The sequence below is a fragment of the Floridaenema fluviatile BLCC-F154 genome, from assembly GCF_041929135.1.
Lineage (GTDB): Bacteria > Cyanobacteriota > Cyanobacteriia > Cyanobacteriales > Aerosakkonemataceae > Floridanema > Floridanema fluviatile.
Window position 1 is genome coordinate 15050 of the sequence record NZ_JBHFNS010000084.1, and the last position, 25330, is coordinate 40379.

Annotated in this window: 20 protein-coding genes; 6 read left to right on the forward strand and 14 right to left on the reverse strand. The window is 39.7% G+C overall.

Annotation, left to right across the window (positions count from 1 at the left end):
* Window positions 1-31: 31 nt before the first annotated feature.
* Window positions 32-1981, reverse strand: a complete 1950-nt coding sequence (locus ACE1B6_RS22705; protein ID WP_413259551.1) for an EcsC family protein — start codon at window positions 1979-1981, stop codon at window positions 32-34.
* 121 nt (window positions 1982-2102) lie between these two features.
* Window positions 2103-2960 (reverse strand): DUF4351 domain-containing protein, encoded by an 858-nt coding sequence (locus ACE1B6_RS22710; protein WP_413259552.1) that lies wholly within the window; start codon window positions 2958-2960, stop codon window positions 2103-2105.
* A gap of 52 nt (window positions 2961-3012) precedes the next feature.
* Between ACE1B6_RS22710 and ACE1B6_RS22715 the strand changes: the two genes are divergently transcribed.
* A complete protein-coding gene (locus ACE1B6_RS22715; protein WP_413259553.1) occupies window positions 3013-3627 on the forward strand; it encodes a Uma2 family endonuclease in 615 nt (204 codons plus the stop codon).
* A 370-nt stretch (window positions 3628-3997) separates the two neighbouring features.
* Here ACE1B6_RS22715 and ACE1B6_RS22720 read toward each other — a convergent pair whose 3' ends face one another.
* Window positions 3998-5791, reverse strand: a complete 1794-nt coding sequence (locus tag ACE1B6_RS22720) for an alpha/beta hydrolase (protein ID WP_413259554.1) — start codon at window positions 5789-5791, stop codon at window positions 3998-4000.
* A gap of 296 nt (window positions 5792-6087) precedes the next feature.
* On the opposite strand from ACE1B6_RS22720, the gene ACE1B6_RS22725 reads away from it, so the two are divergent.
* A complete protein-coding gene (locus ACE1B6_RS22725) occupies window positions 6088-7074 on the forward strand; it encodes a tetratricopeptide repeat protein (protein ID WP_413259555.1) in 987 nt (328 codons plus the stop codon).
* Window positions 7075-7119: 45 nt separating this feature from the next.
* Here ACE1B6_RS22725 and ACE1B6_RS22730 read toward each other — a convergent pair whose 3' ends face one another.
* The 8 genes from ACE1B6_RS22730 to minC all read right to left on the reverse strand — a co-directional run bounded on the left by ACE1B6_RS22730 (window position 7120) and on the right by minC (window position 16414).
* Window positions 7120-7863 carry a DUF928 domain-containing protein gene (locus ACE1B6_RS22730; RefSeq protein WP_413259556.1) on the reverse strand — a complete coding sequence of 248 codons (744 nt, stop codon included), beginning with the start codon at window positions 7861-7863 and terminating at the stop codon, window positions 7120-7122.
* The gene (locus ACE1B6_RS22735) at window positions 7856-10345 is read right to left on the reverse strand and encodes a CHASE2 domain-containing protein (RefSeq protein WP_413259557.1); all 2490 of its coding nucleotides are present in this window, start codon (window positions 10343-10345) and stop codon (window positions 7856-7858) included. The genes ACE1B6_RS22730 and ACE1B6_RS22735 overlap by 8 nt, the downstream gene beginning before the upstream one ends.
* 29 nt (window positions 10346-10374) lie before the next feature.
* On the reverse strand, window positions 10375-11724 hold the full coding sequence (locus ACE1B6_RS22740; protein WP_413259558.1) for a DUF1822 family protein: 1350 nt from the start codon (window positions 11722-11724) through the stop codon (window positions 10375-10377).
* 46 nt (window positions 11725-11770) lie between these two features.
* Window positions 11771-13144: a hypothetical protein gene (locus tag ACE1B6_RS22745; RefSeq protein WP_413259559.1), complete on the reverse strand. Its 1374-nt coding sequence runs from the start codon at window positions 13142-13144 to the stop codon at window positions 11771-11773.
* A 114-nt stretch (window positions 13145-13258) separates the two neighbouring features.
* Window positions 13259-14134 carry a sugar phosphate nucleotidyltransferase gene (locus tag ACE1B6_RS22750; RefSeq protein WP_413259560.1) on the reverse strand — a complete coding sequence of 292 codons (876 nt, stop codon included), beginning with the start codon at window positions 14132-14134 and terminating at the stop codon, window positions 13259-13261.
* Between the two features lie 70 nt (window positions 14135-14204).
* Entirely contained in the window at window positions 14205-14516 is a 312-nt protein-coding gene (gene minE / locus ACE1B6_RS22755) for a cell division topological specificity factor MinE (RefSeq protein WP_413259561.1), read from the reverse strand.
* 144 nt (window positions 14517-14660) lie between these two features.
* Window positions 14661-15461: a septum site-determining protein MinD gene (gene minD / locus ACE1B6_RS22760; RefSeq protein ID WP_413259562.1), complete on the reverse strand. Its 801-nt coding sequence runs from the start codon at window positions 15459-15461 to the stop codon at window positions 14661-14663.
* A gap of 104 nt (window positions 15462-15565) precedes the next feature.
* Complete coding sequence (gene minC, locus ACE1B6_RS22765) at window positions 15566-16414, reverse strand: septum site-determining protein MinC (protein WP_459563084.1); 849 nt, start codon at window positions 16412-16414, stop codon at window positions 15566-15568.
* A 269-nt stretch (window positions 16415-16683) separates the two neighbouring features.
* Here minC and ACE1B6_RS22770 point away from each other — a divergent pair, with 269 nt between their 5' ends.
* Window positions 16684-20661, forward strand: a complete 3978-nt coding sequence (locus ACE1B6_RS22770; RefSeq protein ID WP_413259563.1) for a PAS domain-containing hybrid sensor histidine kinase/response regulator — start codon at window positions 16684-16686, stop codon at window positions 20659-20661.
* Between the two features lie 95 nt (window positions 20662-20756).
* Window positions 20757-22076 carry a DNA methyltransferase gene (locus ACE1B6_RS22775; protein WP_413259564.1) on the forward strand — a complete coding sequence of 440 codons (1320 nt, stop codon included), beginning with the start codon at window positions 20757-20759 and terminating at the stop codon, window positions 22074-22076.
* Here ACE1B6_RS22775 and ACE1B6_RS22780 read toward each other — a convergent pair.
* Window positions 22066-22764, reverse strand: coding sequence for a type I restriction endonuclease (locus ACE1B6_RS22780; protein WP_413259565.1), 699 nt, complete (start codon window positions 22762-22764; stop codon window positions 22066-22068). The genes ACE1B6_RS22775 and ACE1B6_RS22780 overlap by 11 nt on opposite strands.
* Window positions 22761-22997: a helix-turn-helix domain-containing protein gene (locus tag ACE1B6_RS22785; protein WP_413259566.1), complete on the reverse strand. Its 237-nt coding sequence runs from the start codon at window positions 22995-22997 to the stop codon at window positions 22761-22763. The genes ACE1B6_RS22780 and ACE1B6_RS22785 overlap by 4 nt, the downstream gene beginning before the upstream one ends.
* A 103-nt stretch (window positions 22998-23100) precedes the next feature.
* Here ACE1B6_RS22785 and ACE1B6_RS22790 point away from each other — a divergent pair, with 103 nt between their 5' ends.
* Together ACE1B6_RS22790 and ACE1B6_RS22795 are read left to right on the forward strand one after the other, a co-directional pair.
* On the forward strand, window positions 23101-23304 hold the full coding sequence (locus ACE1B6_RS22790) for a hypothetical protein (RefSeq protein WP_413259567.1): 204 nt from the start codon (window positions 23101-23103) through the stop codon (window positions 23302-23304).
* A gap of 6 nt (window positions 23305-23310) precedes the next feature.
* Window positions 23311-23682, forward strand: coding sequence for an HNH endonuclease (locus ACE1B6_RS22795; protein WP_413259568.1), 372 nt, complete (start codon window positions 23311-23313; stop codon window positions 23680-23682).
* Between the two features lie 325 nt (window positions 23683-24007).
* Here ACE1B6_RS22795 and ACE1B6_RS22800 read toward each other — a convergent pair whose 3' ends face one another.
* The gene (locus ACE1B6_RS22800; protein ID WP_413259569.1) at window positions 24008-25327 is read right to left on the reverse strand and encodes a four-carbon acid sugar kinase family protein; all 1320 of its coding nucleotides are present in this window, start codon (window positions 25325-25327) and stop codon (window positions 24008-24010) included.
* Window positions 25328-25330 lie beyond the last annotated feature (3 nt).

A 25330-nucleotide genomic window follows, 5' to 3' on the forward strand; every position in this document is an offset into this window, starting at 1 on the left:
GGACTAAAGTCCCTACAACGAACCTGTTTGATTATAGAGTAATTGCTTCTAGATTAATGTTGAATTTCCTCGTGATTGTTTCTATCACTTGACTTTCTTCGGGGGTAATTACTCCGTCTAACTGAGCAACTTTTTCACATTGCGCTAAGAGAGGAACAGCAAAATCACTATTAATTTGAGCTAGCAAACTTTCTAAAGATGGCGGAGAATTGCTATTAGCAGCTATAGTTTCTAAAGAGGCAGGGCTAAGATTTAAAGTTTCTAATTCGGGCAAAATTTCTTCCCAAGTTTTTCCAGGATTTCCAGCTAAATAAACATGAATTAAAATTTGATCCATAATTACTTGTTGGGAAATTGCACCTTTTAAAAACTTCTGACTTTCTAATTGAGCAGTTTCTAAAGTCGCTTCCATTGTGATAGTTGGAGTTAGTTTTGCTTCATAAAAACGGCAAGAAGCATATCCCAGCGTATAAAGCAGTGCTGCATTACTGCTAGCACCAATTACTGCACCAGCAACAGGTATATTTCCCAACAAAGTTACACCTGCATCGATCGCCAAACCACCACTAAGAGACAAACTAAAAATTGTTAATATTTCTCCTTTACGCTCGCTAGAGTCTAAATCTAAACCATAAGCAGCAGCAACTTGATAAATTAATTCAGCTGATAATGCAGTAGTAGCCGCTAAATCTAATCCCGCTAGCGCCAATGCTGTTCCTGGTATTAATTTACTGACTAAACCTGCTCCACCAGCTAAGAATGCTTTATCTACCATCAAGCGATGAGCAATTTCATCTGGGTTTTCGTTAGGGTACTTTTGCTGTAGTTTTCTAACTTTAGTTTCCGCTTTTTCAACATCTACGTTATCTATAAAGCGTACTAACCATTCGGTACTAAATTCTCTAGCAGTTTGAATTGTTTTACCAGTTGCATCAACTACAGGTGTGACTACATCAGAGGCTTTTTTAATAACTATTTCGCTAGTTTGAGATGCTGTATTTGTAATTGCACTACCAACTTCTGTGGCTTTTTCGACAACTATTTTACTAGTTTGAGATGCTGTATTTGCGATCGCGCCGCCAACTCCTGAAGCTTTTTCTGCAACTATTTTACTAGTTTGAGAAGCTGTATTTGTAATTGCACCACCAACTTCTGTGGCTTTATCTAAAGCGTTTTTACCTGCTTGAGATGCAGTAGCAGCGACAGCTTGACTTGCAGTAACAGCAGCACCTCCAACTGTTCCAGCTGCGCCCCTAACTGCTCCTAACCATCCGCCCCAAGAAGAAGGTTGTTTTTTTACAGTTAATTGGCTTGCTGGCTCAACATTAACAATAGCAGCAGAAGATAGATCTTCAACAACTATTTCAGGTGTAATTAAAGTTGAATCTACCTGCTTATTTAACTCAAATTCTTCTTGCCAGTCAGGGAAATCATCACCTGTTTGTTGCCCAAAAATCTTAACTTTTTGGCAAAACTGTATGCCTAAACCAATTAATCCCTCACGAATAACTAAAACTACAGAATCTTGCTCTGGAACTTGGGCTGATTCTACCTTGATTTGCAAACAATCATTTTTCAGAATAGCTTTTACAGTAATGCTTTGAGAGTTCATCCACTGATTAATCAATTTAGTCAGAGCATTTATATCACCTTGTTTAGCAAGTTCTTCAAAGTTGGGTACATTCTGCGCCGAAACTTCAAATTCCTCATTCCAAGCGGGAAATTCTTCACCCGCCTGTCGCCCAAAAACTTTAACTTTTTTAATCGATTCAGCCCCTAAGTTGCTCATCCACTTATTAATTAGTGGAACTAATACCTGTTGATTTGGTACTTGAGCAGCTTCCAGTAAAATTTGTAAGCAATCATTTTTCATGACAGCTTTTACTGTAATTCCTTTGGGTTGTAGTGGGCGATTCATGAAAGTTGCGATCGCTTGTGCATTTCCCTGTTTAGCAAGTTCCGAGAGATTTTGTTGTTCCATATCTAGTTAGGTTAATCACACCTAGCTCTAGTATTCCCAGCTACAACAGAGTAGTAACACATTTAGCAAATTTCCGTACTCTAGCAATTCCAGAAAGTTACATTCAAGACAATTGGTGTATCTAAGGAAGATGAGTTTCTAACCAAATTGGCAAATCAGCAATAGAATTAAAATCCAAAAGTGCTTCCGCCAAGTCTTCTAACAAAGCAACTGGTAGAGTGGAAAGGTGCGATCGTATTCCCTCATCTATTGTCCCAAACTTTCGAGTCAGAAGACGAACAATCAAAGCAAAAGCTTCCTGCTGAAAACCTTCTTGGCGACCTTCTTGAAGACCTTCTTGGCGACCTTCTTGCAAAATCTCCTGATAAATCACTGATTCCCGCATTGTTTTCTCCCGAAATAATTGACGCAAAACTGTTTTATTAAACTTTAAACCTGCTAATATTTGGATGTATGTGGATACTTCTCGTTTTTGTTCGATCGACTCTATTCTATCCACTTCTTGTGCTACTTGGGCAAGCAATTGCTCTGGTTGAGATGTCGCCGCTAAAGATGCTAATGGTAGCAAAGCGATATCAGATAAAAATATATTAGGGTCTTCTTCCCACAGTCGAATTACCCGATATTCATGACGAGTTCTTTCTAAGACAAACGCTGTTTCAATGACCGTTCCTTCTGCGGGAGGTAACAACAAAATAATGACTTGGGTAATCGGTTTTCTGTAAAGTCGATATAACCTTGTCCAATAGTCTAGCATTCGGAAAGGTAACGGTGGTTCCGATTCGAGTTTGACCTGAAATTCTAAATGTAATATTCGCTCAGAAGTGTTGAGAAATGTCACCGAATCTGCTCGAATTGGTTCGATACTCAGTTCAGTTTTTAATACCTGCACGCTGGGCGGTAATTCTCCTAAAATCCAAGCAGCAAAACGATCGGGATATTTTTCCGATAATAGTTTGCACAGGTTATCGAAGGACATTAAACTTAAGTATTGGAATCAGATGTTTTATTATATAGCTCAAGTATTCCCAATGGCTCAATCATTAGAAAAACCAATAACTTTTGCTGAATTCATCCAATGGAAGCCAGAAAATAAACGTTACGAACTACACGATGGAGCAATTTTTGAAATGCCACAACCTACAGGTGAACATGAAGATATTGTGGGATTTTTAGCCGAAAAGCTGATATTAGAATATGTCCGCTTAAATCTGCCTTATTCTATCCCGAAAACGGCGTTGGTTAAATCACCATCAAGTGAATCAGCTTATTCGCCAGATATCTTGTTACTTAACCGTTCTAATTTGGTAAATGAACCTTTTTGGAAACAAGAATCTACTGTGACTATGGCTGAATCTATTCCTTTAGTTATTGAAGTGGTTAGCACTAATTGGCGGGATGATTACTATAAAAAATATGGAGAGTACGAAGAGATAGGAATTCCTGAGTATTGGATTGTAGATTACCTCGGTTTGGGTGCGCGAAAATTTGTTGGTAATCCTAAAAAACCAACAGTTTCTATTTACTCGTTAGTCGATGGAGAATACCAAGTTAGTCAATTTCGAGAGAATGATTGTATTCGATCGCTAACTTTCCCTGAGTTAAACTTAACCGCCCAACAAATATTTCAAGCTGTCAGCATTTGATTTTCCGGCAATCTAAAACCTCTCGGTTCTTCCGTACTTGTTGTGGAAAACCCTGGTTTTAGGGACTGGGGACTGGGAAACCTTGTAGAGTAAGCACTCTGCTAATTAATAAATTCCCATATCCACACTGAAAAACCAATCCCAGCGATCGCTCCAAATTAACGCTAAAATTGACTTCAATAAATGGGGAATTAAATCTTGTCATTCATTATCCACAGGAGTATCATCAGAGTCGGGTAAATCTTCCGCACCAGGCAAACAATGCCAAGGTTTGTAATTTAACATAATGGATTCTGCCAAAACTCTCAATTCAATGATATAGCAGAATTGAGATACCCGACTTCTTCAAGAAGTCGGGTATCTCAAACATTTACCTATTCGGACTATTTTGGGGTTTCACAGTGTTAGTGGAATTATTGTTTAATACTTCTGCTAATTGTGCTGGAGTAAAATTCTGTACTAGGCTTAAATTGAATGGTAATTGACTGATTGCTCTGGCATAATTAGCGGTTAAATAAGGTTGATATTCTGGTTGATTGTTGAGATAGTTTTTGAAGAAAGCTACACTTAGCGCATTCAGATAAGGACGGGCTAACCTGGGATCTGGGCCAACTAATTCGGGAGGGAATGCGGGTAAAGCACTGTTATCTTCTTCGCGACCTCCTAATAAAGAAAAGTGACTGGCTTTTTCAATTACAACTAAATACTTGTTGGGTGTAGTTAGCCAGGTAAAAGGGACAATTTGTTCGGTAAAAGCTGGAGTGAGAATATCATCAGAAGCAGCGACAAACATCAGAGGGATTTGAATTTGTCCCAGTCCACTTTCGCCAAAAATGCTACTAGTTAAAGGGTTAATGGCAATTACTGCTTTGACTCGAGGATCTTGTAAATCGTAATTGGCGGGAGTTAGTCGAGCAACTTCGCATTGAACTAACAGGGATAAGTTGAAGATTTGGCTATTGGCACAATCTTTACGGAGTCGATCGAAGTTAATTTTAGCTCCTGCTAAAGCTAAGCTGGTATAACCACCGAGGGATTGACCAATTACTCCGACTTGTTGTAAGTTTAATCGCCCTTTGAGTGCTAGTTCTGTTTGTTCGCGGCGTTGCAATTCATCTAATACATATTTAATTTCTAATGGTCGATTAATTAATTCTTGGGGTTGGGGAGAATCAGCTAAACCACTTAAGAAGTTTTGAAATCTTTCTAGACTGTCGCCTGGGTGTTCCATGACGACGATCGCAAATCCGTAAGATACCAAATGTTCGGCTAAAAGTGATAAAGTGTTGCGGTTTCCGGCGGCACCGTGAGTAATCACAATTACATTGGCTGCGCTGTTAGTTTGGGGTAGGTAAAGATCGACCATTAAAGGGCGATTTCTTTCGGTGTCGTTGATGGTCAGCGTTTGTTTTTGCCAAGTAAAAGATCCGGTTCGGCTTAAGTCTGGAAGTTCGCTAAAATTGAAGTTAGAATTAGCAGATGCTTCAATTATTGATGCTTGTTGAATTGCTTTAACGCTGGCTTCTGTATTGCGGAGAATTTTTTCAAATTCACCAATCAGTTGGAAACCTTGAGTTAGGTCTACGCGGACAGTGCGATCGGGAAATTTCCGCAACATATTTAGTAAGTTTAATCCTTCCGGATCGCCAGCCGCAGCAATAAAAGCAGTTCGCAAATAATTTGCCCCATTTTGTCCGGTTTCTGTTTGTAAAACTCTGCCTAATCTTTCTAATACAGTTTGTCCTAATTGAGCTTTGGTAAATTGGGAAATTACGGTGGGGCCAGCTTCAAATCGCCTTTGCATAATTTCCCGCAATTCTGTTAAGTTTTTCGGATCGATTTCCCCAATATAGGAAGATAATTCTTCTGTGACTTTACCTTCCTTAACTAAAGCTTCCAACGATTCCACGGAAAGGGAAAATTTTATTGGGCCATAAACAACTGAGATTCGCTCTGCACTTATAGCGGGAATGGCGATCGAAATAGCCGAAACTAACCAAAATCCCAATCCGACAACGGTGACATTAGTGCCCACCGACAGAAATGATTGAGCAGGTAAAAACTGCTGAAAAAGCCTTCTGCCTTCTGCTTTCTGCCTGCTGGTAAAAATCTGGCTCAATTTCCTGGGACTGATAGCAAGAGCGTTAAATTTTGCAGTATTCATAGAGTAAATCGTGAAATAACATTAAAAAGCAGAAATATGTCTCGTTAAGTCAGTTTTATTACCCCAGCCTGTGGGATAATCAGGTCGATCAGTTACGACCGATCGCTTAACTGAGGTAATTTTCAGGTCACTATACCAACCCATGATTGATATGTTTCCCTTGTCGCTTGACTCCTTGATTGTCTGTATTAACAGACAACATTGGTTTTTCAGTAAAATCCAGAAGCTCAGAAACTCTAGTATAGAAAGTTTTCGGGAATTTAGGAGTTAAGTAAATCACAGGTTTTACTCAGGTTATGTATTACCAATCAAATTCATTCGGCACACCTGATAATCAAGAAAATCATGTACAAGATAACGAAATCGCTGCTGATAAAAGTCAGTGGTTTGTTCGCTTGGAAGCGCGAGATTACAATGCTGAACTGAGATATTATCATCAGATTTTAGAGAGTCAGCCTAATAATGTTGCTGCTTATTATCAACTTGGTGCTGCCCATTTAGCAATAGGAAACTATACAGCTGCGATCGCAAATTACGATCGAGTAATTGAATTAGAACCAAATAATGCGGGGGCTTATCATAACCGAGGTAATGCTTACACTGCATTGGGCGATTATCAGGCAGCATTAACTGATTATAACCGGGCAATTGAGCTTGAAGAAAACGATCCAGTTTTTTACAACAGTCGCGGTGCAGTACTTTGTAATTTAGGGGATTTAGCAGAGGCGATCGCTTCTTTCGATCAATCTTTGCGTTTGAATCCTCTTTATTCTTCAGCTTATAACAATCGTGGCAATGCCAACGCTAAACAAGGTGATTTTGTTAGTGCGATCGCCGATTACAACAAAGCTATAGAAATTAATCCTCTAGATGGTTCGGCATTTCTGAACCGAGGTATTAGTCAATATCGATTGGGAAACCAACTATCAGCAATTGCGGATTTTACTCACTCTTTGAAGCTAAATCCTAATTATGGAAAAGCTTACAAAAATCGAGGCATTGTCCGGGCAGAAATGACTGATTGTGAAGCTGCGATCGCCGATTACAATCAAGCAATTAAACTCAATCCCGCTGATGCTAATGCCTATTATCATCGCGGTCTTGCTAGCTGCGCTTTCGATCATCCCATTGCTTATCAAGCAGCAATTGAAGACTTTACAAAAGCCGCTGAACTCTATGAACAACAAGGAGAAATTGAGCAGCATCAATTAGTCATAGATATTCGCGAAGAGTTATTAATTTGGCTTCAGGGAATTGAGGAAATTGTAGATAGCCCATTGTGAAAATACCTGCTGTAGAGACGTTTTATGAAACGTCTCTATCTTTTCTTAAATACTGTTTCTACACAGTTGATTAGTAATTTCTTGGGCAGTTTTAGTTAATGCCGGAGAAGGATTTTCTACTAAATAAATCTCGCGTAAAGCATCTGACCAAAGACGTTGTGCGGCAAAATATTCGGCTTTAGCAACAGCAATTTGTTCGGGAGTTGCGTTTTGTTCTTTAAGTGATTTTTCGATTTCTGCTAATTCAGCTGCTATTTCTTGACGCTGAGTTTCATCCATAATTCGGAATATAAAACGGACGTAATCATTAGCAGAATTGTATAAAGACCATTGGTAGGTTTGACCAACTTGTAATGGTTGTGCTTCGTAGATAACTTTTGAATCTCCAGGAGGCAGTTTTTGTTCCCATAAAATTTGATCTCCACCGGGACGGCGTAATTCTACTCGTTGAATATTTCCACCTTGCCAAAGGAATAGGGGGCGATCGCTAAAAGTATCATTTATCCCTACTACTCCCGGAGAAAGCGGACATAATCTCACCCCACGAGTTGCAGGCGATTCTTCTTTTTTCGCTTGGTTTACTAACTCTTGATACACCTCACCACCACCGGGAGTTGGTGGGCGTGGAGGTCTTCTCCGTTGGGCTAAAAGTTGCTTTGCCAAAGGCTTTTTTGCTTGCCAAACCAAGACTGAATCGGCACTATAAACTTGTCCTAGTATGGCAAATAAACTAGTGATTGATGTACCCAAAAATAGCAATACAGTTATTAAATTTTTCCGGTTAAACATGAGAATTTTTCCTCATAAACACTGGTATAGCATATAGTGAAAATGTTAATGATGGTAATAACAAAGGTAACAAAACTCCGGCTGTAATGTAGGTTTGCAAACTAATTATTGCATAACCAGCTAAGGTACTAATAATTACAATTGTCCACTCCTTTTGCTCTGGGTTAAAAGTGTTTTTAATTGAAGCGGTTTTGTACTTTTTTCGCTGACGATCGCGCTGATTTAATGTTATGACAGCAATTTTACCCAACAATCCAGCCATTCCCACCATCCACAAATCAGGAATTGGAATAATCATACTATTGTTGAGGTGATGATGTACCATGTAAGCATGAATTTCTGCACCAGTAAATTGGTTCCGCTGGTTTAAACAATCGTCATCTATGCGCCAATAACAAATTGCTGCTGGTTTAGGAAATAAGTCCGATCCAGATCCAACTCCTGCATCTCTGTAACCTCCTGGTGCAATGATTGCTACTTGTTTTTGCAGGTGATTTTTTTGAGAAGTGCTAATTTGATTATTTAGTAATTGCCAAGCAGGAAGGCGATCGTACACCTGTTGTGGAGGAATGGAATAATCTATCACCGGATGTAACCACATTTGACCGAAAATATAAGAGAATTCGCTAATTGGTTGCAGATAGGTTTTAGAAGAAAATAAGTTTTTATTTTTCGATTTTAGAGATTGTTGAATTTGAATTAAAAAGTTTTGCTGACTCTGTAATTGGGGTTGGGGAATATTATGCTTCTCTTCAAAGTTTAACCGATAAGCTAGGGCTAATAAATAAGAAAAAGGCACAATTGAGGGATCGTTACTTCCTGATATGGGGAGTTGCATGAATCCGCCGATTAAATTCATTTCCCCTTGTAAACTCCAATTTGGACTGGCAATTTCTGGTAAAGGTTTCAAGCTGTCGCCATTTTTTCCTTGATTTGTTACTAAAACAATCCAAGTTGGTTGAGGTTTTTTCACAGCTTTAATCAGCGATCGAGCTAATTTTCGATCTCGAATTTCTATTTCACTTCGACGATCTAACAAATAGTCAAGCCCGATAATTTTCGCGTCTAATTCTGACAGTTTATCTACTAGTTTTGCCAGATAGTTTCGTGGCATAGGTTTTGGATTAGAGATATCTTTTTCTTGCCTAATAGATTCATTATCAATTTGGATTAATAAGGTGGGAGGAGGAGATTTTTGGGTAGGTATTTGATGGGTGATACGACGATAGATTGCTTGGTAAAATATGCGTCGATCTAATAAATAATCTTGCAGGGGTATTAATAAACTGGCTACTGTTAATGTGGAAAGTGCGATCGCCTCAAATGGAGTCGGCAAAAGTTGCTTTAATTTTTGGCTAATCTGATTCGGTTGTAACTGAAATAATTCCCCATTCGGATGTCCAAACATCGAAGGAATTAGATAAGCTGAGGGATATTTCAGTTTTGCTTGCTGAAGATATTCGCAAGCAAAAGACATTGCTTCATAAACGTTTTTAAACTCTGCTAAACTTAGCAAAAACTGCAAGAAAAATTCTTCTGCTACTTCGTTATGAATTGATTCTCGCATAATTATTACTTGATTTAATCCCAAGTTAATTAAGGAAGCAGCAATATTTAAACCGCAACAAGAATTAAAGATCGCAAATTGCAAACCTCGTTGTTTAGCTTGAATTAAATAAGGGGAAACTTCGCTAATTGTTAAATGAACGTTGGGGGCGATCGCAATTTTTCCCCCAGTAATTTCAGCTTCGTTACTATGCCCCAAAAAACATAATAAATCCCAACCTTGCGGATCGGCGATCGCTTGACAAACATTTTCCCGAATTTGATGTTCTTCCTGTTCTGCTTGCCAACCAACAAACTGCATTTCTACCAAGCGAGAAAGAGATTTTAACGCTTTTAACTCTTTTTGAAAATGCAATCCAGTATCATCTCCAACAATCACCAAAAATCTGCTTTTACGGCGCAATTTTTGGGTAACTTGGGAGAAGTTTTCGGCGCGAATATTGGGAGGAGTGCGAATAAATTGGATTGGTTTTTTCGGCACTGATTTAGTTAAAATTTCCCAATTTTCCCAAGGTAAACGTTCTAACTCTAGTTGATAACAAGTGAGTAAAATCGTAGTTGCTGATGTGGTGTTAGTTGAGGAATCGCTAATCAGAATTTCCTGGCGAATCTCGAATAATTCAGCATGACGCAACCACTTATTAAATGCTTGCAAAAATGCCGCTTCTGCTTCCACTAATTTATTGTGCCAATCAACTTGAGGAATGACACCGCTACCGCTACCCTGTACTCGCCCGCGCAATGCTGATTTATAGAAACTGAGGTAAATTCTTTGCCACTCTTGATAAAGTCTGGTTAATGATTCTGGATATTCTAAAGTAGCAAAAAGTTGCTGTCCGTTACCCCAAGATAACTCAAATCTACAAGTGCGATCGATCCGTTCAATTTTAAGTTGGTAAACTGCATTGGGAATCATTGGATTTCAGGTTTTAGATTTGACTATTTTTATTGTTGCATCCGAAAAGTGAATGGCGGTAAAGTTAAAGATAAGCTTTTACCTGTTTCGCGATCGGGCAAACTAACAGTTACTAAAAATCTCTCATCCCAAGCACCAGCAATTTGGATATAAAGATAACTATCAGGACTATTTGGCCCAACTTTCCGTTGGACTAAAATTCCTGTAGAATCGCTTACTCGGAGTTTTAAACCAGTAGGTAAAGTAGTACCATAGTTGGCGGATAAGATGAGTAATAACATCCATTCAGGAACATTATTTTCTGCTAAAAAAGGCCAAGTTACAGCGTATAAATCGAATTGTTGCTCGCTGATTTTAACTTTTTGGTAAGCACCCCTGGCATGAGAAGGAATCTCTACACCAAAGTTTGACAAATCAGAAACAATTGTTTCAAATTCTTCTGTAGTGTTGCGTAAAGGTGCAGGATTAGTAGCGAAAGATGGCATTAAAATCCAAGATAAATTTTCGGCTAATTCGTCCATTTTATCTTGTAACCAAAGTCCTACATTTAACGCTGGTCTAGTTAAAATTTGGAGTAAACTATCTAAGTTAGTTAATGCCGTTTCTCCCTCGGTTTCGGTTTCATTAATTGCCGCAAATTCCAAGGTAAGAATAGTAGCTAATCTTTCCCAAGTTAACACTTGCCATAAAGGAGCATCTAGAGATTCTAAGTTGTTTAATAAACTGGAAATTTCCGCTTGAATACTGGCTAAATTTTCTAAGCGATCGCCAGGAATTTCCGGTAAACTAATTGCTGTAGCTGCTAAACAGCGCAAATATAATAATAGTCGTTCGGCATTATTTTCTAACCAGGTAGTTGGAATACTATAAGTCCAGTCTAAGTTGGGATCTAAATTTGACTCAGCAATCAATTCAGTTAAGCGATCGTAACGAATAAAACCTTTAACTATTGCCTGTCCATATTCTTCTTTAACATCTACAATTACATAAAAATGGGGAATAAATTCCGGTAATTCGATCGCTGCTCTCGGAAGGTCAATTTCTACATCATCTAAGCTACCTTGCGCTACTAAACAAATTTTAAAATCGCCCACTTCTAAGTTACAAACTCCGGGAATTAAATTAGCAATTGTCGGATTTAATACCGAACATTTTGTTCGATCGATCGATAATTCGGGGGCATATTCTCTCAGCCATTCTATAAAGCCAAATAAAGCTAAACTATCCAAATAAATCAGCCATTGTTGCTCGAAATTTTGAATCGCACTACTAATTTTTACTGCTGACTCGATTTGTTCGGGTAGAAGTGCGATCGCATCCGTAGGCACCGCCGTAAAATCTAAACTAAACTCAGTAGAATTATTTGGTGAATAGCTCATATTTTCCCCTAGAATTAAACTCTTGATTAGATGAAAGCTCAGCAATTTATCTCTGTAAAACTTGCTTTAAATAATGGCAAAGTCTAGCAGCAAATAAACTCTGCTCCCGGCGATTCGGATTAGAAGATTCTGCTTCTGCTTGATTAATTAATTGGGTAATTTGTTCGTCGAGTGCAACTTCAATTTTTTGTTCTAATTGCGGTAGAAGATCGGGATCTGTATAAGCAGTTGCTTGTTGTAAAACGCAATTATGCAAGCACTTTAACATTCGTTGGCGCACATCAGCACGAAATTCTTTTAACTTCAGCAAACGGCTAACCTGGTACTGATATTCTAGTCCGATTAAACCAGCGATTTCACTCATAGATAATTGCTCGCAATGAAACAAATGAATCCCAAAAATAAACTGCTGAGAGCTATGATTTTTTGGTCGAGAACTGCGATTTAAGCGATCGCTAATTGCTGACTCTAAAGACTTGTCTAAACAATTAAGAAAAGCCGTTCTGTAAGCAGTTAAAAACTCTACTTCTTCCTCCTCTTGACTATTATCTTGACTGGGACTTTCTAAAATACAATTCTCTACAGTATATAAAGACTGAGTTTTAGCCATACCTCCGCGGATATAGATTCGGTATTCTCGTAATTTATTCGCCATCTCTCGGACTTGATTCATCAGTTTTTCCGATGATAAATCTATACCATATTTAACCCTAATATATGAGATCATCTCCTCAATTTGAGCTTTTGACGGTGGTAAACATTGTCCAGCATTTTTCCCAGATTTACGCAACCTTAACCGATCTTGACGATAAATAGCATGGTAAGTTTCCAAAAGTAAAGTAAACTGTTGAATTTCCCCAGATGTTAAATGATAAAACTCCGTAAAAATGCGTTGTAATTGTCTGCTGGTAGTATCATTTAAAATCGCCCAATCACTTACTAAATAAACACCATGTTGTAATAAAAAAGCATTTAATTCACGATGGTGTTTAACTAATCTGGCGATCCAACTATTAAAATTTCCCTTTTGACAATCAAAAGTTTCTAAGATTTCCGTCGCCAGAGATCTGTAATTAGTTTTACTTTGCTTAGGGGAAACTTCATCTAAGACGAAAGAAAATAAATCGCCTCTTGTAAAGCCATGTTTATTGCCGAACTTTGCTTCTAGTTGAATACAAATTTGGGCAATTTTCTGAGAAATAAAACAGCGCAAACAAGTTTCTGCCAAAGCAGATTTAGGACTTTCACGCAGCAAGTGCAACAGGTGAGTTTGAATTTTGCGATCGTCTATTTCTGCTTGACTTAACAACACTGAAAACTCGGTTTGAAAAAATGTTTTAGCAGACACAATTTCCTCAACTTTGCGTCTACCTGTAGCATCAAGTCTCACCAATCTCCAGTAATTTGATGCAACTACCATAATGGCTTCACTTAGTCCAATTTGACTGACACTTACAATTGTGTCACCTCCTAAGTCAATAATTAACAACCTGATAATCTTAGATATGTCTGGCGTAGTTACACCTATGCAGTTTTAAAAGAATTCGGGAAAACTAATAACTGTCTCCCGGAAATTAGCTGGCGTACCCACATCTAAAAAGTCTCCTGCGACTTCACAAGCAAAACCACCATCCGTTTTAATCCAACTTCGCAATGCTGTAGAAAGATCCAATTCTTCTTGATTTTGCTGTTGTTTACCATTTTCCAAATACTCCATAAATTTACCTGGAAGTAAATAAATGCCAAAAACACAAAAATATTGCGGTTTATTTCCCGGAATGCGAAGCGTAGCTGTTTCGGGATTTAAAGAAGGCTTTTCCTGCATATCAGTTAATTCATAAATATTAGTTTCATTGGGAATCGATCGCACTCCCACAACTCCATATTGATGAATTTCTGATTCATTGCGCCGCCGAACTCCTAATACACCTTTACCCAATTCTTCTCCCACATTAAGCACTTGTTGGATGCAAGAAATCGAAGAATGAGACTTATAAATATGATCTCCTAAAAGTAAGACAAAAGTTTCCGAACCAACTATTTCTTTGGCTTGCAATACTGCATCCCCAAAACCAGCAGGTTCTTGTTGATAAACGTAGCGCAAGCGATCGCCTAAATCCCTTAACTCCTCCCAAGCATTTAAAATCCGTTTTCCCGCCACAGTTTCTAAATTTTCCGTCGGCGGTTCGGTAAAATATCGATTAATTAATTCCCCATCCCGCGGCGATACTACTAAGATTATTTCCTCGACTCCGCTATCCAAAGCTTCCCGGACAATCCAATCTACTGCTGGACGCAATGAACCATCTTTTCCCGGAATTGGTAACAATGCTTTGGGAACGATTTTAGTTACTGGATATAACCGAGAAGCAAGTCCAGCTAAAGGAATAATGGCGTATCTGGGTTTCATAATTCACTTGTTATTTGGTTATTTGTCATTTGTCATTTAATATGATTTAATTCTGCTTAATAAATCTTACTTATTCTGGTTTTTCATTTTCTTCCTCTTTTTCATTTTCATTTTCTTCTTTTTTGATCCGGCGAATCGGTAAATTAGCAATTAAAGCTGAAGATCTTTCATTATTTTCGATCGCAAACACGAATTCCTCAGTGTCAAGTTCCACATAACGAGAAATTACTTCGATAATTTCCTTTCGCATTTCTTCTAACTCTTGGGGAGAAAGTCCAGTGCGATCGTGCGCTAACACCAATTTTAATCGTCGTTTCACTTCATCACGACTACTATTATTACTCGACCAGGGAAAGAATTTTTCCAGAAATTCATTGAGCATGACTGTTTACCCAAAAGAGAATAAAATCAGATATTATTGATTTTTTAAAGTAAAAAATTATCCCAGAGCCTAAATAATCTATTATCGCCTACTTCTGCTCCCTGGGGGAGAGAAGGAAAAGAAAAGCTAATCTTTAAATTAGCCTTACTTTTTGCCAAAAAAGCGCCGCAGACGTTGCCAGAAACCTTCCGGGGGAGTTTCCAAACTGAGGAAAGGCAGCTTTTCCCCTTCTAATCGACGGGCTATATTGTGATAAGCGATCGCCGCCAAAGAATTACTCCCAGCCAAAACCAAAGGTTCCCCTCGATTTGTGGAAACAATTACCCTTTCATCATCCGGGACAATTCCTAATATCGGAATCGCCAAAATTTCCTGCACATCTTGTACAGACATCATATTATTTGCCTGTACCATTGCCGGACGAATTCGATTAACAATCAAGTGAATTTTTTTGATACTATGTGCTTCTAAAAGACCAATTACCCTGTCAGCATCTCGCACCGCAGAAATTTCCGGTGTAGTCACAATTACCGCTTCTTTCGCCGCAATAATTGCATTTTTAAACCCCATTTCAATTCCCGCCGGACAGTCAATCAACACATAATCATAATCCTCAGCCAAATCAGTAACTAACTGTTTCATTTGGTCGGGGTTCACGGCATCTTTAGTCCGATTTTGTGCTGCCGGAAGCAAAGCTAAATTTGGCTGTCGTTTATCCTTAACTAAAGCTTCTTCCAGCTTACATTCACCCGACATCACATCTAAAGCCGTGTGAACGATCCGGTTTTCTAAACCTAGTAACAAATCCAAATTTCGCAAACCAAAATCAGCATCCAGCACCACTATTTTATGTCCGCGAGATGCCAAAGCCATGCCAATATTAGCAGTAGAAGTGGTTTTCCCCACCCCGCCTTTGCCAGAAGTAACCACAATAATTCGCGCCATAATCAATGAGAAAATTGGTAATCAGGTAATAGCTATTTGGAAAAGTTTTAAGTTTCGATTTTTGAGTTTTGAGTTGGCTCGTCATCCCCCATAAATCCCTGCCTTTAAGAAAGTTCGGGTCTTTGAAAACCCAGTCCTTTGCCAATACGAATTCCTTCATCAGTCACATAAGCAACTTCTGGAAAAAATTGTGCTGGCGGAGTTTCGGGGGCTCTAGCGACAAAATCAGCAATGCGGAGTTGAGTTGGTTCCATTTGCAAGGCCATAATTAAACATTCGCGTTTACCTCTTGCGCCAGCATGAACGAAACCGCGCAACCGACCCCAAACTACAATGTCACCATCAGCAATTATCGAACTACCGGGATTAACATCTCCTAAAACAATCACTGTTCCAGGGTGACGAATTTCGACTCCTGAACGCAAAGTTGTTTCTAAATAAAGTGGTTCTAAAAAAGGTTGTCCTGGTTTAGTTCCTGTTAGTTGATTTTGATTAATATAGGCGATCGCAGATTCCTGTTCCACCGAATAACCAGCAGTCGCAGCAGCTACAGCAGTTTGACGGCGACTCGTTTGAACTAGTTTTAACTCCAGTTTACTTTCCGCCAATGCCTCAGCAATTTCTTGCAATTGTCGCCCATCTAACAACCAACTTTCGGCAATTAAATGTACCGGAGTATTTGGTTCCCAAAACTTTTCCCCACCATGTAAACGCTGTTTTAACTGTAACCAAAGGTCTGACCACACAGCTGGCGCTTCCTTTGGTTGCGTTTCCGGGGGCAAAATTAATAATAACTTTCCTGATTCCGCTTTCAGGTGAACTTGCAACGGACTAACGGACTCAGCAGTAACTTGACTCTGAGTAATAGTCTCCATTGTAGTTGGAGGAATTTTTTCCTCTGGAGTTTCAGGAAGCTTTTCTAATGCCGAAGTAAGAGAAGAATCAACTGTCATGCGCTCAAGGTTATAGCAGCAATGGATAACTAAATAAGTATAGTAGAACTTTGCGGGTGATTGGTCATTGGTTATTTGTGATTATTAATTCAATTTAGGATTTCAGATTTAAGTTGGGAATCGGTATTTTTTGATAAATTGAAAGGAGTTTTAGGAGGATAGATTTCTTGGTTCCAGTTTCTCTATTCCTTGGGAAAGGCTATTAAAATCCTTAAAATTAAACCAGTCTAGACTGATTTCGCAAAAACCCCGTCTATAGGATCTCCAGTATGTTAGCTCACCGAACTGTTCTTGTAATTGCTGACTCGGATCGGAGCAATTATAATTATCGGTATCAATTACAGCAAGAGGTAAGTTTTACCTACACAATTCTTACAGAAAGCTACGATACCCTAAATTCTGTAATCGCGCCAGAAAAACCGATTGACGGCATCCTTCTCGAACTTAGACCAGGATTTAAAAATGAGCAAGATGATGATTGTTTTGTGAATCAAGAAATCCTGAAAGCCTCAAATTTCGGTAATTCTTTGGGCTGTGGCAACCGCTGTCCGCCAATTGTAGTCATTGGTGGTGATGACGCAGCAACGGTAGTACAGGCATTCAAAAATGGGGCAGCGGATTATTTGATTAAAGACCGAATGACCCCGGATGATTTGCGGTTAGCGATGCGGAATGCGATACTGCTAACGCAACATCACACGATCGCTAATACCGAATCACAACCAGAACGACAACGCCGAGAAAAACAGTTGCAAACACGGGAAATTCAAGCAATCTATCAGTCTGCACCCATTGGCTTGAATGTCCTCGATTCTGACTTCCGCTTTGTGCGAATTAATCAGCGACTAGCAGAAATTAATGGATTGCCCATTGAAGCCCATATTGGGCGCAGCGTGCGGGAACTCTTCCCTAATTTGGCGGATACCGTGGAACAGCTTTTGCGCCCAATTTTGGAAACTGGGGAACCGCTGTTAAATGTGCAAATTCAGGGTGAAACTCCCGCACAACCGGGGGTAAAACGCACTTGGTTAGAACACTTTTTGCCCTTGAAAGAAGACGATCGAGTAATTGGTATTAGTACAATTTGTCAAGAAATTACAGAGCAAATTCAAGTAGAATCAGCCCTGCGCCAAAGTGAAGAACGCTTTCGCAATATGGCAGATAACGCACCAATCATGATTTGGGTGACAGATACTACTGGAAGTTGTACTTATTTAAATCAAAGCTGGTACGAATTCACTGGGCAAACTGAAGCAACAGGTTTAGGTTTTGGTTGGTTAGAGGCAGTGCATCCAGACGATCGGGAATTTTCCAGTAACATATTTTTAACCGCAAATCAGCGTCAAGAAGCTTTTAAACTAGAATATCGATTGCGTTCTCAAAGTGGTGAATATCGATGGGCGATCGATGCTGCAAGCCCTTGGTTTGGGGAAAATGGAGAATTTAAAGGATATATCGGTTCTGTCATTGACATTCACGAACGCAAACAAGCCGAAGAACGTTATCGCGCCTTATTTGAGTCGATGAATGAAGGATTTTGTGTAGTAGAAATGCTGTTTGACGAACAGGAAAAACCTGTTGATTACCGCTTTCTGGAAATGAATCGATTATTTGAATCCCAAACTGGACTTAAAGAAGCACAGGGTAAAACAGCACGTCAGCTATTGCCAGATTTGGAAGAGCATTGGTTTGAAATTTACGGTAAAGTGGCATTGACAGGCGAACCTGTCCGGTTTGAAAATGGTTCGGAAGTGATGAAACGTTGGTTTGAGGTTTCCGCTTTCCATATTGGAGAACCAGAAAGCCGAAAAGTGGCGATTTTATTTAAAGATATTAGCGATCGCAAACAAGTAGAACTAGAACGCCAGCGCAGCGAAGCGATTTTGCAAGCATTTATCACCGCTTCTCCAATTACTTTAGCTTTGTTCGATCGAGAACTCCGCTTCCTCTATGCCAATGAAGCTTTAGCCAAAATCAATCAACTCCCCTTAAGCGAACATTTGGGAAGAACCTTGTGGGAAGTTGTGCCACAAATGGCATCACAGTTTGCCCCGATGTTACTGCAAATTATGGAAACTCACGAACCCGTCTTGAATGTCAAGTTCACTGGCGAAGTCAGACCGGGACTTTTTCGCAGTACGATCGCCAATCATTATCCCGTTTGTTTGCCGAATGGTGAAGTCATCGGAGTCGGGGTAGCCGTAATGGATGTCACCGATCTCACCCTAGCCCAACAAGAACTCACCGAAAGCGAACAACGTTTTCGTACCTTAGCAGACAACATTTCTCAATTTGCTTGGATGGCAGATGAAAATGGATGGATCTTTTGGTACAATCACCGCTGGTTTGACTATACAGGTACAACCCTAGAGGAAATGAAAGGTTGGGGTTGGCAGAAAGTTCATCACCCAGATCATGTAGAACGAGTCGTTACCAAATTTCGCTACTGCATGGAAACCGGGAAACCTTGGGAGGATACCTTCCCCTTGCGTGGCAAAGATGGGCAATATCGCTGGTTTCTCTCTCGCGCCGTTCCCGTTCGTGACGCACAAGGCAAAGTGTTGCGCTGGTTTGGCACTAATACTGATATTACCGATCGCCAACAAGCAGAAGAAGCCTTACGCCAAAGCGAAGAACGCTACCGCTGTTTAGCAGAGTTGATCCCGCAATTAGTTTGGACAGCCAACGCCGAAGGTGTGTTACTTGATGTTAATCAACGCTGGACAGAGTTTACCGGAGTGTCGCTAGAACAAGTCCATCTCCAGGGTTGGGAACGAGTTGTTCATCCCGAAGATCTGCCGATTTTGATTCAAAATTGGACTGAGGCAGTAAAATTGAAAACTCCCTACCAAGCCGAAGGGCGGATGCAACAGGCAAATGGTGAGTATCGCTGGCACTTGCACCAAGCAATTCCGCAAAAAAACGAGCAAGGTGAAATTACTAAATGGTTTGGCACAGCAACGGATATTGAGGCTCAAAAACAACTGGAAATCGAACGCGATCGCCTTTTGCAGCGAGAACAAGTTGCCAGAGAAGCCGCAGAACGGGCTAACCGAATCAAAGACGAATTTTTGGCAGTTTTGTCTCACGAGTTGCGATCGCCCTTAAATCCAATCTTAGGTTGGGCAAAACTGTTGCAAATCCGCAAGTTTGACGAAGTTCGCACCGCCCAAGCCCTAGCCACCATTGAACGCAATGCCAGATTACAAACTCAATTAATTGACGATCTGCTAGATATTGCCAAAATCCTCCGGGGTAAACTCAGCTTAAATGTAACTTCCGTCAATTTATCCTTTGTGATTGAAGGGGCGATCGAAACAATCAGAACCGCAGCCATAGCTAAATCTATCTTCTTACATCCCGTTTTACCCAACATCGGGCAAGTATCAGGCGATCCCGTCCGCCTCCAGCAAGTTATCTGGAATTTACTCTCTAACGCTATCAAATTCACCCCCGATGGTGGGCGAGTAGACATCCAAATGGAACGAGTCAGCAGTATGGGAAATGGGGGAAATCATCTAACTACCTCTTCCTCGCAGTCTCTAAATTTTGCTCAAATTACTGTTAGGGATACAGGGAAAGGGATTAACCGAGATTTTCTGCCTCACATCTTTGAATTATTTCGTCAGGAAGATGCTTCGACGACTCGGAAATATGGAGGATTGGGGTTAGGATTAGCGATCGTCCGTCAGTTAGTGGAAGCTCACGGAGGTACAATTACTGCTGACAGTCCCGGCGAAGGGTTAGGCGCAACCTTTACAATTTGGTTGCCTTTGCTGAATGTAGAACCAGAAATCAAACAATCAGAAGATTTACTCAACCAAGAAGCCGATCTCACGGGATTTCGCGTTCTGACAGTTGATGACGATCCTGATGCCCGTCAGCTATTAAGCGTCATACTTTCCCAATATGGTGCCGAAGTTCTCAGCGTTACTTCTGCATCGGAAGTGCTGGTAAATCTGGAATCCTTTCAACCAGATGTGTTAGTCAGCGATATTGGAATGCCCGAAGTCGATGGCTATTGCTTGATTCAACAAATACGCGCTTTACCACCAGAAAAGGGCGGGGAAGTTCCAGCGATCGCATTAACCGCTTATGCTAGAGAAGACGATCGCCTAAGAGTCTTAGCCAGTGGCTACCAAAAGCACGTCACCAAACCCCTAGAACCAGAACTTTTAGTTCAAGCTGTGGTGGCGATCGCCTTATGTAGGTGCGTTAGCGATCGCGTAACGCACCATCTCCACTGAAATGATTGAAGAAATATTGCAATTTTGCCTAAGTCTAGTCTTGTCCGGTCAAGTAAATCATGCTACTTTTAAGTAGCATATTTAAAAAATACTTTATGTATCAACAGCTATCACTATTTGAACTAGATATCGACAATAATGAAAAGTGTTTTCATCGGAATATCCGAGAGTCTGGTTTTGATTATCAGGAAGTAGATATTGGGGATATTACCTTCAAAGCCGGACAAGTTGAATCTGTGCATAGATGGTATCGGCTGACTCCCAGTTATTCACCAGGTTTAGTAAGATATTTGATCAAGGAATTTCAAATTACTAGAGAGCATTTTGTAGTCGATCCATTTAGCGGCAGAGGAACAACATCTATAGAGTGCCAGAAAAAAGGAATAAAAACGATCGGAATTGAAATTAACCCATTATTACAACAAGTTGGTAGTAAATCTTTGCAGTGGAATACAAGTCATCTTCATTTATTTGAGAAGTACTTGACGGAAGTATCTAGTGTGATCGAGCAATATAAAGAATCCTCTCTTGAAGAGGTTGTCACTGCCTTTAATACAAATATTCCAATTATTCACAATGTATTTAGATGGTGGAGAAAGTATGCTCTCAAAAATTTGATTATATGCCGTCAATTCATGTTAAAATCAGAATACTTGCCAATTAAAGATTATGTATGGCTGGCGTTAAACAAAGCCTGTTTAGATTGTGCAAATATTCACAGAAATCACCCAACAATTACTTTTGACGATGAGCATAAAAGAGAAATTGATGTTCTCTACGAGGTAAGCCTTAATTTAAGGATAATACATGATGATTTAATCAATCTGAATAGCGAAGAAATATTATTTTCTGAACTTGGATCGATCGATTTAGGCAATTCAACTACTAATTTGCCCCAACAAATCAATCATCCTGTGGATTTTGTAATCACATCACCCCCTTATCCAAATCGTTATAGTTACGTTCATCAAACTAGACCGCAATTGCATTTTATGGAAGTTTTAGATAATGTAAGACAAGCCACAGAAATTGACTTACAGGCGATCGGTGGAACTTGGGGTAGAGCTACATCTATTTTACAGAATGAATTGCTAGAAATTCCCGAGGAAATTAAATCATATCTTTGCTATTACGAAGAACTAAAAGATAAAAGTGTTTTGATGTGTAATTACGCTACCAAATACTTTATTGATATGTGGAAACACATAAAATTGCTCAAGGAAGTTAAGGCAACTAGATTCCGGGGTGCATATATTGTTGGAAATTCTAGACTTTCAGGTGTGGAAATATTTACTGAATCTATTTTAGGTAAGCTTTTCAGACATGAAGGTTTTGAAGTCGAAAGAATAATCTTTTTTAGAAAGAGAGGTGGGAAAAAACGGCTTTATGAGACAGCGGTTTGCATTAGAAGTTAGAAAGAATATTATCTATTTCTGCTTTGAGAATCTGAGAATTATTCTCTAAGAAGTTGTAGAGGTTGAAACCAGTAATTGATTCGATTAAGTTAAAGCTGCTCATTCCTTGGTAAAGCTCCCAACTCTTAGATAATCTAACTAAAGGACTTCTCAGTGAGGTGTTGCAAAAAACTAACATTACAGGTAGAATCTGGTAAGATTTTAATGCTAATGACATATCATAGTCAGCTTGAATTCTTTTTGAATCACCAATTTGATAGCAAGAACGAACTTCAAAACCTATTCCTTGATAATCTATCCAAGCTTGAGGGATTCGCTGATTAAACTGATCTTTTTTGATTAAACCGTCAGTAGAACGGAGTTGAATGCGATCGCCAATTTGAACTGCGACACTGAAATGCAAATCATCCTCAGTCAAGTCAAAACTCTCTTTCAAGAGGTAGCCAAACAAAGCTTCATACATATCGCCAAGTTTACGGTGTAAAGAGGTAATCAGATTTCCACCTACCCTAGCAATAATGTATCTCTCATCATCTAATCCTAAAGTATTAAAAGCTGGATCGCGTGCTATTAGTTGTTTAAATTCATCTCGATTATTTATACCTGGATAACTTTTGTAGGGGTTAAATTCTAGGACTTTTCTAATATTAATTATAGCTAGTTCAAGTAATCTGGTTTCATCTATCACTTTAAATGCTCCTGGTTATCAATATCTTCATCAAATAGTTCTTTAGCTGTAACATGAAGAGCATCGGCTAAACGCAATATATTGAGTAAGCTAATGTTTCTTTCACCTCTTTCAACAGCACCAACGTATGTTCGGTGCAGATTAGCTTTATCTGCGAGATCATCTTGTGATATTCCTAACCGTTTTCTGAAATAACGAACTCGCAGTCCAAAAGCCTTTACTCTATTATCCATGACTGCTGACTTTATATTTTTAAATGATTAATTGTTAGCTTACCCTAATCAGCTTCCCCTATAATAAAGCTACAGCAAAGTTTTTGATTAAGCTAACTGCTTTATGCCTGAAATCGTTGAGATTCCGATCGAACTAACCCATTTCCAACTTCCCCAAGCAGTGCAAGCACGCTTACAATCTTTGTTAGATCGTCAAGATGAAGGCTATACATTGTCTCAAGCAGAAAGACAGGAAGCAGAAGGACTTGTGGAACTGGCAGAATTTTTATCTTTACTGCGTTTGCGATCGACAAGAGTAACAAAGTGAGCTTAAATGAGTGCAATACCAGTTTCTCTCCGTCGATTAGTCATTCAAAGAGCAGATAATCGTTGTGAATATTGCAAAATCTCGCAAATTGGTCAAGTCGCTACTTTCCATATCGACCACATTGTTCCTGTAGTAGCAGGTGGGGAAACGACTGCGGAAAATTTGGCTCTTGCTTGTGTCTCTTGCTCACTTCGGAAAGGCGCACGGCAAACTATTGTAGACTCGGAGACGGGTGAAGTTGTCTCAATCTTTAATCCTCGCCAACAGCTATGGAAAGAACACTTTGATTGGAACGGTGTGCAAATTGTTGGGTTAACAGCTATAGGTCGAGCAACGATACAAGCACTTGATTTGAATCGCTCAACGATGTTGGCATGAAAAAGTGATTTTTTTAATAAATCACATCAGTCAGAAATTAAATGTAATTAATAATCAAACTATCCAGAGTGAAATTCAAATTACTATAAATGAATTGCGAGCTTTGAAAAATTCCTTAAATGAAGTATGTCATGGCATCAAATTAGTCGATTTTGAAGAAAAAATTGGGTTCGCTCGTGAAACAGTAAAAATCCTCTTAAACGAAGTTTGGCTAGGACTCTGTGAGGTATTAAAATATTCACGTAATTATCCGAAAAACCCAAGTTATATGTAGGGTGCGTTACGCGATGCTAACCCACCATCACTACTAACGCACCCTACGAATTTATTTGGATAACCTGCGATACACTGTGGCTAAAGCATCAGCGTCTCCTACATTTCCGGGGAACAAAACTACTGGTAAATTAGGAAATTGGGGATGATTTTCCGGGGTTCTTACCATCGAACAACCTGCTAAAATTTGCCCTAACAATCTTGCTGATGTTAAAGCTAAACCAGTACTTAAAACATCGTTTGAGGTAATTCCACCTTTACTGATTAAAAAACCAATATCTTTAGGTAAACCTCGCACTACATCCATTAATAAACTGGAAACTTCTACGCCAAACTTTAACCGAGTTTCGGTATCGGGAAAAGAGAGTTCCTGACGACTGGTGTAAACTACGGGAGTTTTCCCTTCGTTATGAACATTATGCACAGTTTGCAATGTCTTTTCTAACAAAGCTGCACGTTGCGCTTCTGATTCATCTAATAAATGAGAAACGTCTACTTCAATTCCTACAATACCGGGTTCTTGTAAGAGTTTTTCCAATTGTTCGGTTGTTTTCTTCACATGGGAACCAACTATTACTGCGCCTGGTTTCCCTTCTCTCACATATTCTGCCATATCTTCAGCGGCGATCGGTTGCGGAGGCAAAGCCGCCAAAGCTGTTAAAATGCTGGCAGCACTGCGAAAGAGAAAGCGTTTCCCTTGACTTGCAGCGGTGAGAATGTCAGCGGCGAACTTGTTTAAATCTGCTTGAGTTTCACCATCGACAACGCCGCATTGATTTCCCGAAAGTTGCATTAATCTGTCTACACTTCCTTTGGGAATGTCTTTTAAAAGAAATCTTTCTACCGTGTTTGCGGAAATTCTGCCTTTGGTTTTTTCTTCGACGTACATCGGCAAGTAACTGTGATGATAGGCGAAAACGGAATCTTTGGCAAATTCGGTTTGATGGACGGGGGTGGGAGAGCCGTTAACTATCAAATAGTGTACGCTGTCAGTGGTGAATCTGCCGCCCTCGAAAAATGCGGGAACGAGAAAATGTGCGTCAAAGGGACCCAGTTCTTCGGCAATTACGTCTGTTTCTACGGGATAATGTCCCCGTAAGGTGGAGTCGGAACGACTGACGACGAGAAAATCTTGAATCTTTTCTGCTTCGATGGCAATTTTGAGATTGTGGCAAACTTCTCGCGTGACTTGCGCCGCTGCTTCTGGTGTTAGTGCCCTGGTGTTGGTTAAAACAAAGAAGATGGGCGAGTCATCTGTTAACCCTAGTCGCAAGGTGTCTACATCCCAGCGTGTCAACAACAAACAGCTGTGGACGGTTTGCGAGCCAGTGGGGTCATCATCGAGGACAATAATTTTAGGTTTGCTGGACATTTT

Excerpts from the sequence above, each read along its gene's own strand:
- ACE1B6_RS22705 (WP_413259551.1), bottom strand. The coding sequence starts at position 1,981 with ATGGAACAACAAAATCTCTCGGAACTTGCTAAACAGGGAAATGCACAA.
- ACE1B6_RS22710 (WP_413259552.1), bottom strand. The coding sequence starts at position 2,960 with ATGTCCTTCGATAACCTGTGCAAACTATTATCGGAAAAATATCCCGAT.
- ACE1B6_RS22715 (WP_413259553.1), top strand. The coding sequence starts at position 3,013 with ATGGCTCAATCATTAGAAAAACCAATAACTTTTGCTGAATTCATCCAA.
- ACE1B6_RS22720 (WP_413259554.1), bottom strand. The coding sequence starts at position 5,791 with ATGAATACTGCAAAATTTAACGCTCTTGCTATCAGTCCCAGGAAATTG.
- ACE1B6_RS22725 (WP_413259555.1), top strand. The coding sequence starts at position 6,088 with ATGTATTACCAATCAAATTCATTCGGCACACCTGATAATCAAGAAAAT.
- ACE1B6_RS22730 (WP_413259556.1), bottom strand. The coding sequence starts at position 7,863 with ATGTTTAACCGGAAAAATTTAATAACTGTATTGCTATTTTTGGGTACA.
- ACE1B6_RS22735 (WP_413259557.1), bottom strand. The coding sequence starts at position 10,345 with ATGATTCCCAATGCAGTTTACCAACTTAAAATTGAACGGATCGATCGC.
- ACE1B6_RS22740 (WP_413259558.1), bottom strand. The coding sequence starts at position 11,724 with ATGAGCTATTCACCAAATAATTCTACTGAGTTTAGTTTAGATTTTACG.
- ACE1B6_RS22745 (WP_413259559.1), bottom strand. The coding sequence starts at position 13,144 with ATGGTAGTTGCATCAAATTACTGGAGATTGGTGAGACTTGATGCTACA.
- ACE1B6_RS22750 (WP_413259560.1), bottom strand. The coding sequence starts at position 14,134 with ATGAAACCCAGATACGCCATTATTCCTTTAGCTGGACTTGCTTCTCGG.
- minE (WP_413259561.1), bottom strand. The coding sequence starts at position 14,516 with ATGCTCAATGAATTTCTGGAAAAATTCTTTCCCTGGTCGAGTAATAAT.
- minD (WP_413259562.1), bottom strand. The coding sequence starts at position 15,461 with ATGGCGCGAATTATTGTGGTTACTTCTGGCAAAGGCGGGGTGGGGAAA.
- minC (WP_459563084.1), bottom strand. The coding sequence starts at position 16,414 with ATGACAGTTGATTCTTCTCTTACTTCGGCATTAGAAAAGCTTCCTGAA.
- ACE1B6_RS22770 (WP_413259563.1), top strand. The coding sequence starts at position 16,684 with ATGTTAGCTCACCGAACTGTTCTTGTAATTGCTGACTCGGATCGGAGC.
- ACE1B6_RS22775 (WP_413259564.1), top strand. The coding sequence starts at position 20,757 with ATGTATCAACAGCTATCACTATTTGAACTAGATATCGACAATAATGAA.
- ACE1B6_RS22785 (WP_413259566.1), bottom strand. The coding sequence starts at position 22,997 with ATGGATAATAGAGTAAAGGCTTTTGGACTGCGAGTTCGTTATTTCAGA.
- ACE1B6_RS22790 (WP_413259567.1), top strand. The coding sequence starts at position 23,101 with ATGCCTGAAATCGTTGAGATTCCGATCGAACTAACCCATTTCCAACTT.
- ACE1B6_RS22795 (WP_413259568.1), top strand. The coding sequence starts at position 23,311 with ATGAGTGCAATACCAGTTTCTCTCCGTCGATTAGTCATTCAAAGAGCA.
- ACE1B6_RS22800 (WP_413259569.1), bottom strand. The coding sequence starts at position 25,327 with ATGTCCAGCAAACCTAAAATTATTGTCCTCGATGATGACCCCACTGGC.